The sequence below is a fragment of the Streptomyces sp. NPDC087310 genome (genome assembly GCF_044744405.1).
Taxonomy (GTDB): domain Bacteria; phylum Actinomycetota; class Actinomycetes; order Streptomycetales; family Streptomycetaceae; genus Streptomyces.
This window is the reverse complement of the sequence record NZ_JBIUYF010000002.1, coordinates 1,060,411-1,073,956: the sequence shown is the minus strand read 5'-3', so window position 1 is coordinate 1,073,956 and position 13,546 is coordinate 1,060,411. Positions and strand designations below refer to the sequence as shown.

Genomic DNA, 13,546 nt, shown 5'->3' with positions numbered 1-13,546 from the left:
AGTGGCAGGGGATAGCGTCGTTGACGTGAAGCGATCGACTCAAGCAAATCGGGTGGAACCCATGGCAGGAACCGACCGCGAGAAGGCGCTCGACGCCGCTCTCGCACAAATTGAACGGCAATTCGGCAAGGGCGCAGTGATGCGCATGGGCGACCGGCCGAACGACCCCATCGAGGTCATCCCCACGGGATCGACCGCGCTCGACGTCGCGCTCGGCGTCGGCGGTCTGCCGCGCGGCCGCGTGGTGGAGGTGTACGGCCCGGAGTCCTCCGGCAAGACGACGCTGACGCTGCACGCCGTGGCGAACGCGCAGCGGCTGGGCGGCGCGGTGGCCTTCGTGGACGCCGAGCACGCCCTCGACCCCGAGTACGCGAAGAAGCTCGGCGTCGACATCGACAATCTGCTCCTCTCCCAGCCGGACAACGGTGAGCAGGCCCTCGAGATCGTGGACATGCTGGTCCGCTCCGGCGCGCTCGACCTCATCGTCATCGACTCCGTCGCGGCGCTGGTGCCCCGTGCGGAGATCGAGGGCGAGATGGGCGACTCGCACGTCGGTCTCCAGGCGCGGCTGATGAGCCAGGCGCTCCGGAAGATCACCAGCGCGCTCAACCAGTCCAAGACCACCGCGATCTTCATCAACCAGCTCCGAGAGAAGATCGGCGTGATGTTCGGCTCGCCGGAGACCACGACCGGTGGCCGGGCGCTCAAGTTCTACGCGTCGGTCCGGCTCGACATCCGCCGTATCGAGACACTGAAGGACGGCACCGAGGCCGTCGGCAACCGCACCCGGGTCAAGGTCGTCAAGAACAAGGTCGCGCCGCCCTTCAAGCAGGCCGAGTTCGACATCCTCTACGGCCAGGGCATCAGCCGCGAGGGCGGTCTGATCGACATGGGCGTGGAGCACGGCTTCGTCCGCAAGGCCGGCGCCTGGTACACGTACGAGGGCGACCAGCTCGGCCAGGGCAAGGAGAATTCCCGCAACTTCCTCAAGGACAACCCCGATCTCGCCAATGAGATCGAGAAGAAGATCCTGGAGAAGCTGGGGGTCGGGGTCCAGCCGCAGGCGCCGGCGGCCGAGCCGGGCGCGGACGCCGCGGGCGCCCCCGCCTCCGGGGACGAACCGGTGAAGCCGGTGGCCGCTGCCTCCAAGGCCAGGTCGGCCAAGTCGGCAGCGGCCAAGAGTTAGTTCGTCACCGTGCCTTATGCGAAGAGGCGACGGACCGAAAGGCCGGGCGGCAGCTCCGACTCGTCGAGGGCCGAGCAGGAGCTGCCGCCCCAGGACCCGGCCGAGCGGGCGCGGGCGATCTGTCTGCGCCTGCTCACCGGCACCCCGCGCACCCGTAAACAGCTCGCGGACGCACTGGAGAAGCGGGAGATCCCGCAGGACATCGCGGAGGAGGTGCTCTCCCGCTTCGAGGACGTGGGGCTGATCAACGACGCGGCGTTCGCGGATGCCTGGGTGGAGTCACGGCACCACGGCCGCGGCCTGGCCCGTCGGGCGCTCGCGCGGGAGCTGCGGACGAAGGGCGTGGAGCCGGCCCTGATCGACGAGGCGGTCGGGCAGCTCGACTCCGAGCGGGAGGAGGAGACCGCCCGCGAGCTGGTCGCCCGCAAACTCCGGGCCACCCGCGGCCTGGAGCGGGACAGACGGGTGCGCCGGCTCGCGGGGATGCTGGCGCGCAAGGGGTACCCGGAGGGCATGGCGCTCCGGGTGGTCAAGCGGGCGCTGGAGGAGGAGGGCGAGGACACCGAGGGGCTGGACGAGGGCGCGTACTAGGCCCGAGTGCCCTCCCGGCAAGCTCCGCCCCGTCGGGGCAGGCATGGCCGGTCGTGGCACGTCGAGGCACGGGAACGTGGTCCTCGCCCGGGAACCGGCCCTTGCCCGGGCCTGGACCCGGGCTTGCGGTCCGGTCCCGTGTACGGGGGCCGTGTACGGGGCCTGTGCACGGGCGTGGTGGCGCGCGGACGCGCTCATCGTGTGACGGGCAGCCCTTCGGCCTTCCACGCCTGGAACCCTCCGACGAGGTCGGTCGCGCGGTGCACTCCCAACTGCCGCAGGGAGGCCGCCGCGAGGCTCGACGCGTACCCCTCGTTGCAGACGACCACGACCCGCAGCTCATGGCTCGTGGCCTCCGGGGCGCGGTGGCTGCCTTGCGGGTCGAGCCGCCACTCCAGCTCGTTGCGCTCCACGACCAGCGCCCCCGGGATCAGACCGTCGCGCTCGCGCAGCGCCGCGTACCGGATGTCCACCAGCAGCGCGCCGTCCACCGCGGCCTCGAACGCCTCGCGGGGCTCCAGCCGGTCCAGGTCCGCGCGGACCCGTTCCAGCAGCTCGTCTATACCGGCCGGCCCGTTGCTCGTACGCCGCTCGCTCACTGCCACTCCTCGGGGCGCTCGACCTGCTCAAGACGGAGCACCTGGCCCGTGCGGCTGTAGCGCCGCATCAGCGGCAGCGGCGGGTAGTACGCGTGGACGGACACGGCGTGGGCGCCCCCGGACTCGTTGCGCACCTCGTGCACATGGCGCCTGCCGAACGCCCGCCCCTCGCCCGCGGTCAACTGCCGTTCCCGGTCGACGCCCTCGGCCAGTTCCAGGGTCTTCCACCCCTCGGTGGGCAGCCGGGCGGCCAGCGAGTCCTCCTTGAGCGTGCCCGAAGCCGTGGCGAACGCGCCGTGCGAGCCACCGTGGTCGTGCCAGCCGGTGCCCGTGCCGGGCGGCCAGCCGATCAGCCACGCCTCGCTGCCCCCGGGGCCGTCCAGCCGGATCCACGTCCGGCCCTCGGGGTCGAGCGGGAGGGAGGCGATCAGCGCGGTGTCGGCGGCGGTGCCGCGGACGAAGTCCAGCAGTTCGGCCGGGGTGGGACCGCCGACCGGGGAGACCGGGGAGACCCGGGAGACCGGAGCGGCCGGTGAGGCCGCGGCGGCCGGGACCGACGGGCCGGCCCCGGCGGCGGGCGCGGAGGTGCGTACGGGAAGAAGAGACATGGTGACCGTCCTGAGAGGTTCGCGAAGGTGCCCTGCCGCGGCGCGGAGCGGCGGGCGCGGATGGAGAAGCGGCGAATCAACAGGACGGGCGACACACGCAGCCCGCATAGCGGACCAGGTCCATATGGACCCTCCGCCACAGGCGCACATCGGTGTCAGTCACGATTCGGAGTACACCATGTGAGCCCGTGGCGGTCAATTGATGTTCGCGGTGCGGTCAGGGGTTACCGGAGCGTTCGGCTTCGGGACGGAGTGCGCCGTCGGCGTATCGGCGGCGCCCGAAGCCCCGGCGGCACCCGAGGGCGCCCGCGGAGCCCCGCCGCGTGCCGCGTCCGCCGCCGCGTAGAGCTCCCGGGGCCGTACCCCGCCGAAGGCGGCCACGAGGTGCCCGTCCGGCCGCACCAGCAGCACACTGTGCGCGGAAGCCCCCGGGTAAGCCTCCGTCACCAGCAGCTCCGCCCGTACGGGCAGCGCGGACACCGCGTCGGCCAGCCGCGGCATCACCCCCGCCGTCAGCCAGTGCCGCCGGTCCCAGACCCCGGTGCCCGGTGCGACCAGCACCACCAGCAGCCGCCCCCGGCCCAGCCGCTCGCCGAGGCGCGTGGTCGTGCCGTCCGGCGCCGTCACCCGTACGTCGTCGACCTGTCCGCCGGGGGGCGTGCCCACCGCCGTGTGCGCCTCGGCGTGCGGAGGCGCGAGGGGGGAGTGCGGGTAGGAGGGTGGTGCGCCCAGCGGACCGTGCCCGAGGTGCCCGTCGGCGAGCAGCGTGTCGTGTCCGCGGGTCGCGCCCGGCATGTACGTACGCAGCCCGCCGCCGCCCCGCAGTATCGGCAGCGACTGGTCGGCCGCGCGCAGCCGCGCGGCCACGGCGGTACGGCGCTCGGCCTGGTAGCTGTCCAGCAGGGTCTCCGAGGCCCCGTGGTGCCAGTCCTCGGCGAGCTTCCAGGCGAGGTTGCCGATGTCGCGCAGCCCCTCGTCGAGCCCCTGGGTGCCGACGGCGCCCAGCAGATGCGCGGCGTCCCCGGCGAGAAAGGCGCGGCCCGCGCGCCAGCGCCGGGCGAGCCGGTGGTGCAGCGTGTAGACGCCCGTGTCGAGCAGTTCGTACGGCGGCGTCTCGCCGCACCAGCCGGCCAGGGTGTCCCGTAAACGCGCCACCAGCGCGTCGGGCGTCACCAGGTCGCCGCGGGAGGGCAGCAGCCAGTCGAGCCGCCACACGCCGTCCGCGAGCGGCCTCGCGGACACCTCCTCGCCCCCGCCCGGCCAGGGCGGCCGACGGTGCAGCAGCGCCTCGTCCGGCCACGGCAGCTCCGCGCGGAGCGCGGCGACCGCGTGCCGCTCCACCGCCGTACGCCCGGGGAAGCGGATGCCGAGCAGCTTGCGGACCGTGGAGCGGGCGCCGTCGCACCCCACGAGATGGCTGCCGCGCCACCAGGTCGCCCCGGGGCCGCGGGTGTGCGCGGTGATCCCGTGACCGTCCTGCTCCAGGGCGTCGAGCCGGCTGCCGGGGACCACCCGGATCAGGCCCTCTTCGGCGATGGAGGCGCGGAGCCCGCGCGCCAGGGCGTGCTGCGGGATGTGCAGAGGGGGCGGCGAGCCGTCATCGGCCCCGCTGAGCGGCAGCTCCCGCATGAGCTGCTTGCGCCGCATCAGACGCCAGCCGACCCAGTGGGTGCCTTCGTCACCGAGGGTGGTGCAGCCGAGCCGGGCCAGCAGCGCGGCGGTGTCCGGCCGCAGTACGGCGGTCCGCGCGGGGCGTGGGTCGTCCGTGCCGGTGCCCTCGTCCAGAACGACGGACGGGACACCCTGCACGGCGAGGGCCAGCGAGAGCGCGAGCCCGACCGGGCCCGCGCCGACGACGATCACCGGGTCCACGGCGCGACCCTTCGGGCCCGTGCGGTCATACGGTCAAGGGCGGCGGTAGGAGCCCGGTGTGTGATCACAGAACGTATGCAACCTACTGGGGGTGCCCGCGTCAAGCGACGGGCTCAGCGACGCGCACACCCCCCGTCCCGCCCGCCTCAGGAGACGCCGCCGCCCGGTGTCTTGGCCAGATCCATGTCCTCGGCCCCGAGGACCGCTCCGGTGCTCTTCTTGCCGCGCCGCAGCCGCTGCTCCAGCCACCCGGCGAAGCTCGTGAGCGCGAAGTTCAGCGCGATGTAGATCAGCGCGATGACGACGAGCGTGGCGATGGTGTTCGCGCCGTAGTTCGCGGTGATCGTACGGTTCTGCGAGAGCAGCTCGGAGAAGCCGAGGATCGCGCCGCCGATCGCCGTGTCCTTGACGATCACCACGAGCTGGCTGACCAGGGCCGGCAGCATCGCGGTCACGGCCTGCGGCAGCAGGACGTACGACATGGTCTGGCTCTTGCGCATCCCGATCGCCTTCGCGGCGTCGGTCTGGCCGTTCGGCAGCGTGAGGATGCCGGCCCGGACGATCTCGGCGATGACCGAGGAGTTGTAGAGCACCAGACCCGTCACCACGGCGTACAGGGGCCGCAGGTCCGAGGAGACATCGCTGAACTCCACGTACAGCGCGCTGGCGAACACCATCATGATCAGGACCGGCAGGGAGCGGAAGAACTCCACGACCACGCCGACCGGGATACGGACCCACGCGTGGTCGGAGAGCCGGCCGATGCCGAGCAGCGCGCCGACCGGCAGGGCGATCACGATGGCGAGGGCCGCGGCCTTGAGGGTTTCGCCGAGTCCGGGCAGCAGATACGTCGTCCAGACCGCGGAGTCCGTGACGAACGGGCTCCACTTCTCGGACGCGAGCTGTTCCTTCTCGGCCATCGTGGCCAGCACCCACCACGCGGCGAGCGCGAAGAGCACCAGGAACACGATCGTGTAGAGGACGTTGCGCCGCTTGGCGCGTGCGCCCGGGGCGTCGTACAGAACGGACGTGCCACTCATCGCTTCACCGCCACGCGCTTGCTGACCCAGCCCAGGAGCAGGCCGGTCGGGAGGGTGAGAACGACGAAGCCGAAGGCGAACACCGCGAAGACGGCGAAGAGCGCGCTGCTCTCGTTCTCGATCATTGTCTTCATCAGTGCCGCGGCTTCCACGACCCCGATGGCCGCGGCGATCGTCGTGTTCTTCGTCAGCGCGATCAGCACGTTGGCCAGTGGTGCCACCACCGAGCGGAACGCCTGGGGCAGCACGATCAGCGTGAGTACCTGGACGAAGTTCAGTCCCAGCGCGCGGGCGGCCTCGGCCTGCCCGACGGGCACGGTGTTGATACCGGAGCGCAGGGACTCGCAGACGAAGGTCCCTGTGTAGGCGACCAGGCCCAGCACGGCGAGCCGGAAGCCGCTGGACTCGAAGTTGTCGCCGCCGAGATTGATCTGGAGCGTCTGGCCCAGCCCCAGCGAACAGCCGACGAGTACCACGGTCAGCGGGGTGTTACGGACGACATTGACGTAGGTGGTGCCGAAGGTACGCATGAGTGGTACGGGACTGACACGCATCCCGGCCAGCAGCGTTCCCCATATCAGGGAACCCGCCGCGGAATAGAGGGTGAGCTGCACCGTCACCCAGAAGGCGCCGAGCAGGTCGTACTGCCCGGAATCAAGAAATTCGAACACGATGCCCCGCGCTCTCCCCTGGTTTGCTGGTCGGTACGCGCCGCCGGACCGGCCGGCGGCGCGTCACTGCTTCTCTCAGCTCGTCGCGTCGATCTTCGGGGCGGGCTCGTTCTTGTATTTGGCCGGACCGAAGTTGGCGGTCACGGCCTTCTCCCAGGAACCGTCCGACTCCATCATGGTGAGCGCGTCGTTGATCTTCTTCTGGAGATCGGTGTCGCCCTTCTTGAGGCCGATGCCGTAGGGCTCGTCGCTGAGCTTGAGGCCCGCGAGCTTGAACTTGCCCTGGTGCTCCTGCTGCGCGGCGTACCCGGCGAGAATGGAGTCGTCCGTGGTCAGGGCGTCAACAGCCTTGTTCTCCAGACCGGTCAGGCACTCGGAGTAGCCGCCGACCGCCATGAGGTCGGCCTTGGGGGCGAGCTTGTCCTTGACGTTCTGCGCCGAGGTGGAGCCCGTGACGGAACAGAGCTTCTTGGAGTTCAGGTCCTCGGCCTTGGTGATGGAACTGTCGTCCGCGCGGACCAGCAGGTCCTGGTGGGCCAGGAAGTAGGGACCCGCGAAGTCGACCCGCTTCTTGCGCTCGTCGTTGATCGTGTAGGTCGCGGCGACGAACTTCACGTCACCGTTGGCGATCAGGTTCTCGCGCTCGGCGCTGGGCGCCTCTTTCCAGACGATGTTCTTGGCGTCGTAGCCGAGTTCCTTGGCGACATACGTGGCGACGTCGACGTCGAAGCCCGCGTAGGTGCCGTCAGGCTTCTTCAGACCGAGGCCGGGCTGGTCGAACTTGATGCCGATGGTGATCTTGTCGCCACCGGAACCTCCCGCGCCGTTCTCCTCGCTCTTGCCGCCGCAGGCGGTGGCGGTCAGGGAGAGGACCAGTGCGGCGGCCGCGGCCGCGCTTGCCTTGTGGAGCTTCATGCGTGAACTTCCCTCGGGTGAGACGTGAACGAATCAGGTTCTGCCGACATCGGTAGAGCCGTAGAAGAGCCGTAAGCCGCTAAGAAGAGCCGTGAGCCGTAGAAGGAGCCGGTGGCGCCGATCAGTGGCGCGGATCAGTGGTGCAGGATCTTCGAGAGGAAGTCCTTGGCACGGTCGCTGCGCGGATTGCTGAAGAACTCGTCGGGCGTGGCCTGTTCGACGATCCGGCCGTCGGCCATGAAGACGACCCGGTTCGCGGCGGAGCGGGCGAAGCCCATTTCGTGCGTGACGACGACCATCGTCATTCCGTCGCGGGCCAGTTGCTGCATGACTTCGAGCACTTCGTTGATCATCTCGGGGTCGAGCGCCGAGGTCGGCTCGTCGAAGAGCATGACCTTCGGGTTCATCGCCAGGGCCCGCGCGATGGCGACACGCTGCTGCTGTCCGCCCGAGAGCTGGGCGGGGTACTTGTCGGCCTGCGAGCCGACCCCCACGCGGTCGAGCAGGGTGCGCGCGGTCGCCTCGGCCTCCTTCTTGTCCGTCCCGCGGACCTTGATCTGGCCCAGCGTGACGTTCTCCAGCACCGTCTTGTGTGCGAAGAGGTTGAACGACTGGAAGACCATGCCGACATCGGCACGTAGCCTCGCCAGTTCCTTGCCCTCGTCGGGCAGGGGTTTGGCGTCGATCGATATGGAACCCGAATCGATCGTTTCCAGGCGGTTGATGGTGCGACACAGTGTGGACTTGCCGGACCCGGAAGGTCCGATGACGACCACGACCTCGCCACGGGCGATGGTCAGGTCGATGTCCTGGAGCACATGCAGCGCGCCGAAGTGCTTGTTCACGTTGCTCAGTACGACCAGGTCGTCCGTCGCCGGCCCGGCGCCCCCGGTGTCCTTGGTCGCTGACACTCCGCTCATCGGCTTTTTGCTCCGTCCTCACTCGGTTGGGGAGGACCCTAGTCACGCACTGCGATCAGCGTCATTACATCTGAGCTGAAATTGAGCATAACGATCCGGCCGCAACCGGACACTCCGTGTCAAGAGGGCGGTGCGGGGAGTACCGGGTAGGTAACGGAAACCTCGGTGTAACGGGAAGGCTCTTGACTGGCGCGGCGCCATGGGCGTGGATGCGAGATACGTAGACACCTACATCGGACATGACTCAAGATCCCGACATTCGGGATCACGACCGAAAAGGGGGCCCGTGAGGCTGCTGCTCGTGGAGGACGACGACCATGTCGCCGCCGCCTTGTCCGCCGTGCTCGCGAAGCACGGATTCCAGGTCGTCCATGCGCGCAACGGCGAGGAGGCGCTCCAGGCCGTGCTGCCCGCCGCCGGCAGACCGCCGTTCGCGGTGGTGCTGCTCGACCTCGGACTGCCCGACCAGGACGGCTACCAGGTCTGCGGCAAGATCCGGAAGATCACCTCGACTCCGGTGATCATGGTGACGGCACGGGCCGACGTACGCTCGCGGATCCACGGCCTCAACCTCGGGGCCGACGACTACGTGGTCAAGCCGTACGACACCGGTGAACTCCTCGCCCGTATCCACGCCGTCAGCCGGCGCACCGTGAGCGGGGACGAGCCCGGACACCCGGAGGAGACGGCCCAGCGGCTCGGGCGCCTCACGCTCGAACTGCCCACCCGCCGGGTCACCGTCGACGGAATGCCCGTACAGCTCACCCGCAAGGAGTTCGACCTGCTGGCCCTGCTCGCGCAGCGCCCCGGAGTCGTCTTCGGCCGGGAGCAGATCATCAGCGAGGTGTGGCGCACGAGCTGGGAGGGTACGGGGCGCACGCTGGAGGTCCATGTGGCGTCGCTGCGCTCCAAACTCGGCATGCCCGCGCTGATCGAGACCGTGCGAGGAGTCGGCTACCGGCTGGTCGTCCCGGCCCCGCACCCGGGGTCGTAGCGGCCCGGTGAGTACCCGACTTCTGCCGCTGCTGATCATTCTGATGGCGGCCGTGCTCCTCGCCCTGGGGTTCCCGCTCGCCGTCAGCCGCGCCGCCGCGGAACAGCAGGACGTCGTCATCGACCGGATCGACGACACGACGCGCGTCGCGGCCCTCGCGCAGTTCGTCTCCGAGGGCCGCACCGGTACGGAGGGACGCGCGGGCAGCCAGGAGCGGCGCGACCTCCTGGAGGAGGAACTGACCCGCTACCACGAGGTGTACGGGATCAGGGTCGGCGTCTTCTACCGCGACGGCGCGGCCATGGCCAGCGCCCCGAAGGGCTGGCGGGTGCCCGCGGCGGGCACGGGGCGCCAGTCCTTCCAGGAGGCCCTGCTGGGCCGCCGCAGCGGCGACCCCGAGCAGGTCTGGCCCTGGCAGAACGGCCGGCTCATCGTGGACTCGCCGGTCGTACGGGACGGGGACGTCGTCGCCGTCGTGGTGACCGACTCGCCGACCGGCCAGATGCGTTCGCGCACCCTGCGGAGCTGGCTGGTCATCGCGGTGGGCGAGGCGGTGGCCATGCTCGTCGCCGTCGGGGCCGCCATCCGGCTGACCGGGTGGGTGCTGCGCCCCGTACGGGTCCTGGACGCCGTCACCCACGACATCGCCACCGGCCGGATGAAGTCGCGCGTCGCCGCGGCGGGCGGACCGCCGGAACTGCGGCGGCTGGCCGGCTCGTTCAACGAGATGGCCGACAACGTCGAGGACGTACTGGAGCAGCAGCGCGCCTTTGTCGCCGACGCCTCCCACCAGTTGCGCAACCCGCTCTCCGCGCTGCTGCTGCGGATCGAGCTGCTCGCCCTCGAACTGCCCGAGGGGAACGAGGAGATCGCCTCCGTACGCACCGAGGGCAAGCGGCTGGCCCAGGTCCTCGACGATCTGCTGGACCTGGCGCTCGCCGAGCACACCGCCGCCGATCTGCGGGTCACCGACATCGGCGAGGTGGCCGCCGAGCGGGTCGCTGCCTGGCGGGCGCTGGCCGAGGAGAAGGGCGTACGGCTCACCGAGCACCGCGCGGCGGTGACCGGCTGGGCCGACCCCATCGCGCTGTCCAGCGCTCTGGACGCGGTGATCGACAACGCCCTCAAGTTCACCCCGGCGGGCGAGGAGGTCACGGTCACGGTCGCCCGCAACGGCACGACCTCCACGGTCGTCGTCAACGACGGCGGCCCCGGGCTCACCGACGAGGAACTGTCACGGATCGGTGACCGCTTCTGGCGCAGCAACCGTCATCAGAACATCAAGGGTTCGGGGCTCGGCCTCTCCATCACCCGGGCACTGCTCGCGGCGGGCGACGGCACCATCACCTACGCGCACGGCGAGCCGCGCGGTCTGCGGGTCACCGTCAGCGTCCCGAGAACTGCGCCCTGACCGTCGGCGCGACCTGCGACAGAGCGGGCGACGGCGACGGCTACGACTACGGCTTGACCGACTGGTAGTAGCGCCTCGCGCCCTCGTGCAGCTTGAGCGGGTCCGTATAGATGGCGGTCCGCAGATCCACCAACTGGGCGGGGTGCACCTTGTGGCCGATGCGGTCCCGGCTCTTGATCACCGTACGGGTGAAGCCCTCCACCAGATCCGAGTCGATCCGGTCGCTGGTGACGAGCAGATTCGCCACCGCGACCGTGGGGACGGGGGTCGTGTTCCGTATGTCGCCGTACGCGTCGGCGGGTATCTCGGCCGAGCGGTAGTAGCGCGAGGAGGCCCCGCCCGAGGTGTGCAACTTCTCGACCAGCGCGGCGTCCAGCGGGACCAGCCGTATGTCGTAGCGCGCGGACAGCTCCTGCACGGCGGTGGTGGGCAGCCCGCCCGACCAGAAGAAGGCGTCCAGCTTCCCCGCTTCGAGCAGACCCGGCATGGTGTCTATCCCGGCCAGGACCGGATCGACGTCCTTCTCGGGATCGAGCCCGCCGGCTGCCAGGATCCGCTCCGCGAGCAGCCGGACCCCTGATCCCTCCTGGCCCACGCCCACCTTCTTCCCCCGCAGGTCAGCGACGGAGCCGATGCCGGCGCTCTTGGCGGCGATGAGCTGCACGTAGTCGTCGTAGAGCCGGGCGCAGCCGCGCAGCGCGTCCGCGCCGGGGCTGCCGTCCTTCCGGTACTTGGCGACGGCGTCGGCGGTGGCGATCGTGAAGTCGGCCTCGCCCGTCGCCACCCGGGCCAGATTCTGCTGGGAACCCTCGCTGTCCCGCAGATCGACCGACACACGGGGCAGGTCGCGCGCCAGATCCTCCTTGAGCAGCGTCCCGTACCGCTGGTACACCCCTGTGGTCACCCCCGTGCTGAAGGTGACCGAACCGCTCGGCGACGCCGTACCGATCGGCGCCAGCCACCACACGAGGAGGCCGAGCACCACCAGCCCGGCGGCGGAGCCCAGCAGGGCACGGCCACGGCTGACACGGAACGGAAGGGTGAGCATGGGCCGATCCTGTCAGGTCACTCCCCGTGATGGCCAGACCTTGTCCAGGACTCGCCACCCCCTCCGCGCGGGCCCGCCCGGGCGGCCGGAGCACGGCGGCAGGAGGCCGCACGGGAGCACCTACCCTTGAGGGATGACCAGCAGCGGCGACCGGAGTCAGGCAGTGGGCGGTACGAGAAGTTACGAGGTACGCACCTACGGGTGCCAGATGAATGTCCACGACTCCGAACGGCTGTCCGGCCTCCTGGAGGGCGCGGGGTACGTCCGGGCGCCCGAGGGCTCCGACGGTGACGCCGACGTCGTCGTCTTCAACACCTGCGCCGTCCGCGAGAACGCCGACAACAAGCTGTACGGCAACCTCGGCCGGCTCGCGCCGATGAAGACCAGGCGCCCGGGCATGCAGATCGCCGTCGGCGGCTGTCTGGCACAGAAGGACCGCGACACCATCGTGCGGCGCGCCCCCTGGGTCGACGTGGTCTTCGGCACCCACAACATCGGCAAGCTGCCGGTCCTCCTGGAGCGCGCCCGCGTCCAGGAGGAGGCACAGGTCGAGATCGCCGAGTCGCTGGAGGCGTTCCCCTCCACGCTGCCGACGCGGCGCGAGTCCGCGTACGCGGCGTGGGTCTCCATCTCGGTCGGCTGCAACAACACCTGCACCTTCTGCATCGTCCCCGCGCTGCGCGGCAAGGAGAAGGACCGCCGCCCCGGCGACATCCTCGCCGAGATCGAGGCACTGGTCGCCGAGGGCGTCTCCGAGATCACGCTGCTGGGCCAGAACGTCAACGCGTACGGCTCCGACATCGGTGACCGGGAGGCGTTCTCCAAGCTGCTGCGCGCCTGCGGCGCGATCGAGGGCCTGGAGCGCGTCCGCTTCACCTCGCCCCACCCGCGCGACTTCACGGACGACGTGATCGCGGCGATGGCCGAGACGCCGAACGTGATGCCGCAGCTCCACATGCCGCTCCAGTCCGGCTCGGACACGATCCTGAAGGCGATGCGCCGCTCGTACCGGCAGGACCGCTACCTCGGCATCATCGACAAGGTGCGCGCCGCCATCCCGCACGCCGCGATCTCCACCGACATCATCGTGGGCTTCCCCGGGGAGACCGAGGAGGACTTCGAGCAGACCATGCGCGTGGTGCGCGAGGCGCGCTTCGCGCAGGCGTTCACCTTCCAGTACTCCAAGCGCCCCGGCACCCCGGCCGCCGAGATGGACGGTCAGATCCCCAAGGAGGTCGTCCAGGAGCGCTACATGCGGCTGTCCGCCCTCCAGGAGGAGATCTCCTGGGCGGAGAACAAGAAGCAGGTCGGCCGGACGCTGGAGATCATGGTCGCGGAGGGCGAGGGGCGCAAGGACGGCGCCACGCACCGGCTCTCGGGGCGGGCTGCCGACAACCGGCTCGTCCACTTCACCAAGCCGGACGAAGCGGTACGCCCCGGTGACGTGGTGACCGTCGCGATCACCTACGCCGCCCCGCACCACCTGCTCGCCGAAGGGCCGACGACGCGGGTACGGCGCACCCGTGCCGGCGACGCGTGGGAGAAGCGGAACACCGCGGAGGCGGCGAAGCCCGCCGGAGTCCTGCTGGGCCTGCCCACGGTCGGTGTCCCGGCCCCGCTCCCCGCCGTCACGGGTGGCTGCGCACCCGCCTGAGCGGAGCGCGACGTACGACCTGGTCGTTACTGGTTAG

The 13,546-nt window shown here is 70.4% G+C and carries 14 protein-coding genes; 5 read left to right on the top strand and 9 right to left on the bottom strand.

Annotation, left to right across the window (positions count from 1 at the left end; genetic code table 11):
- Positions 1-61: 61 nt before the first annotated feature.
- Both recA and recX read left to right on the top strand, forming a co-directional pair.
- Positions 62-1,186, top strand: coding sequence for a recombinase RecA (recA, locus tag ACIO3P_RS10360; protein WP_399300507.1), 1,125 nt, complete (start codon positions 62-64; stop codon positions 1,184-1,186).
- 9 nt (positions 1,187-1,195) lie between these two features.
- Positions 1,196-1,777, top strand: a complete 582-nt coding sequence (gene recX / locus ACIO3P_RS10355; protein ID WP_399300510.1) for a recombination regulator RecX — start codon at positions 1,196-1,198, stop codon at positions 1,775-1,777.
- A 194-nt stretch (positions 1,778-1,971) separates the two neighbouring features.
- Here recX and ACIO3P_RS10350 read toward each other — a convergent pair whose 3' ends face one another.
- The 8 genes from ACIO3P_RS10350 to ACIO3P_RS10315 all read right to left on the bottom strand — a co-directional run bounded on the left by ACIO3P_RS10350 (position 1,972) and on the right by ACIO3P_RS10315 (position 8,402).
- On the bottom strand, positions 1,972-2,376 hold the full coding sequence (locus ACIO3P_RS10350) for a rhodanese-like domain-containing protein (protein ID WP_329822560.1): 405 nt from the start codon (positions 2,374-2,376) through the stop codon (positions 1,972-1,974).
- Positions 2,373-2,984 (bottom strand): cysteine dioxygenase, encoded by a 612-nt coding sequence (locus ACIO3P_RS10345; protein ID WP_401848109.1) that lies wholly within the window; start codon positions 2,982-2,984, stop codon positions 2,373-2,375. Before ACIO3P_RS10345 ends, ACIO3P_RS10350 begins: the two co-directional genes overlap by 4 nt.
- A gap of 76 nt (positions 2,985-3,060) precedes the next feature.
- The gene (locus tag ACIO3P_RS10340; RefSeq protein ID WP_309544753.1) at positions 3,061-3,132 is read right to left on the bottom strand and encodes a putative leader peptide; all 72 of its coding nucleotides are present in this window, start codon (positions 3,130-3,132) and stop codon (positions 3,061-3,063) included.
- A 47-nt stretch (positions 3,133-3,179) separates the two neighbouring features.
- Positions 3,180-4,856, bottom strand: a complete 1,677-nt coding sequence (locus tag ACIO3P_RS10335; RefSeq protein WP_401848111.1) for an FAD-dependent monooxygenase — start codon at positions 4,854-4,856, stop codon at positions 3,180-3,182.
- A 146-nt stretch (positions 4,857-5,002) separates the two neighbouring features.
- A complete protein-coding gene (locus tag ACIO3P_RS10330) occupies positions 5,003-5,896 on the bottom strand; it encodes an amino acid ABC transporter permease (RefSeq protein ID WP_401848113.1) in 894 nt (297 codons plus the stop codon).
- Entirely contained in the window at positions 5,893-6,567 is a 675-nt protein-coding gene (locus ACIO3P_RS10325) for an amino acid ABC transporter permease (RefSeq protein WP_401784923.1), read from the bottom strand. The genes ACIO3P_RS10330 and ACIO3P_RS10325 overlap by 4 nt, the downstream gene beginning before the upstream one ends.
- Positions 6,568-6,642: 75 nt before the next feature.
- Positions 6,643-7,482 (bottom strand): glutamate ABC transporter substrate-binding protein, encoded by an 840-nt coding sequence (locus tag ACIO3P_RS10320; RefSeq protein ID WP_401848115.1) that lies wholly within the window; start codon positions 7,480-7,482, stop codon positions 6,643-6,645.
- A gap of 134 nt (positions 7,483-7,616) precedes the next feature.
- On the bottom strand, positions 7,617-8,402 hold the full coding sequence (locus tag ACIO3P_RS10315; RefSeq protein WP_329822554.1) for an amino acid ABC transporter ATP-binding protein: 786 nt from the start codon (positions 8,400-8,402) through the stop codon (positions 7,617-7,619).
- A 286-nt stretch (positions 8,403-8,688) separates the two neighbouring features.
- Here ACIO3P_RS10315 and ACIO3P_RS10310 point away from each other — a divergent pair, with 286 nt between their 5' ends.
- Together ACIO3P_RS10310 and ACIO3P_RS10305 are read left to right on the top strand one after the other, a co-directional pair.
- Positions 8,689-9,396, top strand: a complete 708-nt coding sequence (locus tag ACIO3P_RS10310; RefSeq protein WP_329822553.1) for a response regulator transcription factor — start codon at positions 8,689-8,691, stop codon at positions 9,394-9,396.
- A gap of 7 nt (positions 9,397-9,403) precedes the next feature.
- Complete coding sequence (locus ACIO3P_RS10305; protein WP_329822552.1) at positions 9,404-10,807, top strand: HAMP domain-containing sensor histidine kinase; 1,404 nt, start codon at positions 9,404-9,406, stop codon at positions 10,805-10,807.
- A gap of 46 nt (positions 10,808-10,853) precedes the next feature.
- Here the strand turns inward: ACIO3P_RS10305 and ACIO3P_RS10300 are convergent, their stop codons facing one another.
- Positions 10,854-11,855: a TAXI family TRAP transporter solute-binding subunit gene (locus ACIO3P_RS10300; RefSeq protein WP_401848117.1), complete on the bottom strand. Its 1,002-nt coding sequence runs from the start codon at positions 11,853-11,855 to the stop codon at positions 10,854-10,856.
- 133 nt (positions 11,856-11,988) lie between these two features.
- On the opposite strand from ACIO3P_RS10300, the gene miaB reads away from it, so the two are divergent.
- Complete coding sequence (gene miaB, locus ACIO3P_RS10295) at positions 11,989-13,509, top strand: tRNA (N6-isopentenyl adenosine(37)-C2)-methylthiotransferase MiaB (protein ID WP_329822550.1); 1,521 nt, start codon at positions 11,989-11,991, stop codon at positions 13,507-13,509.
- The last annotated feature ends 37 nt before the right edge of the window (positions 13,510-13,546 follow it).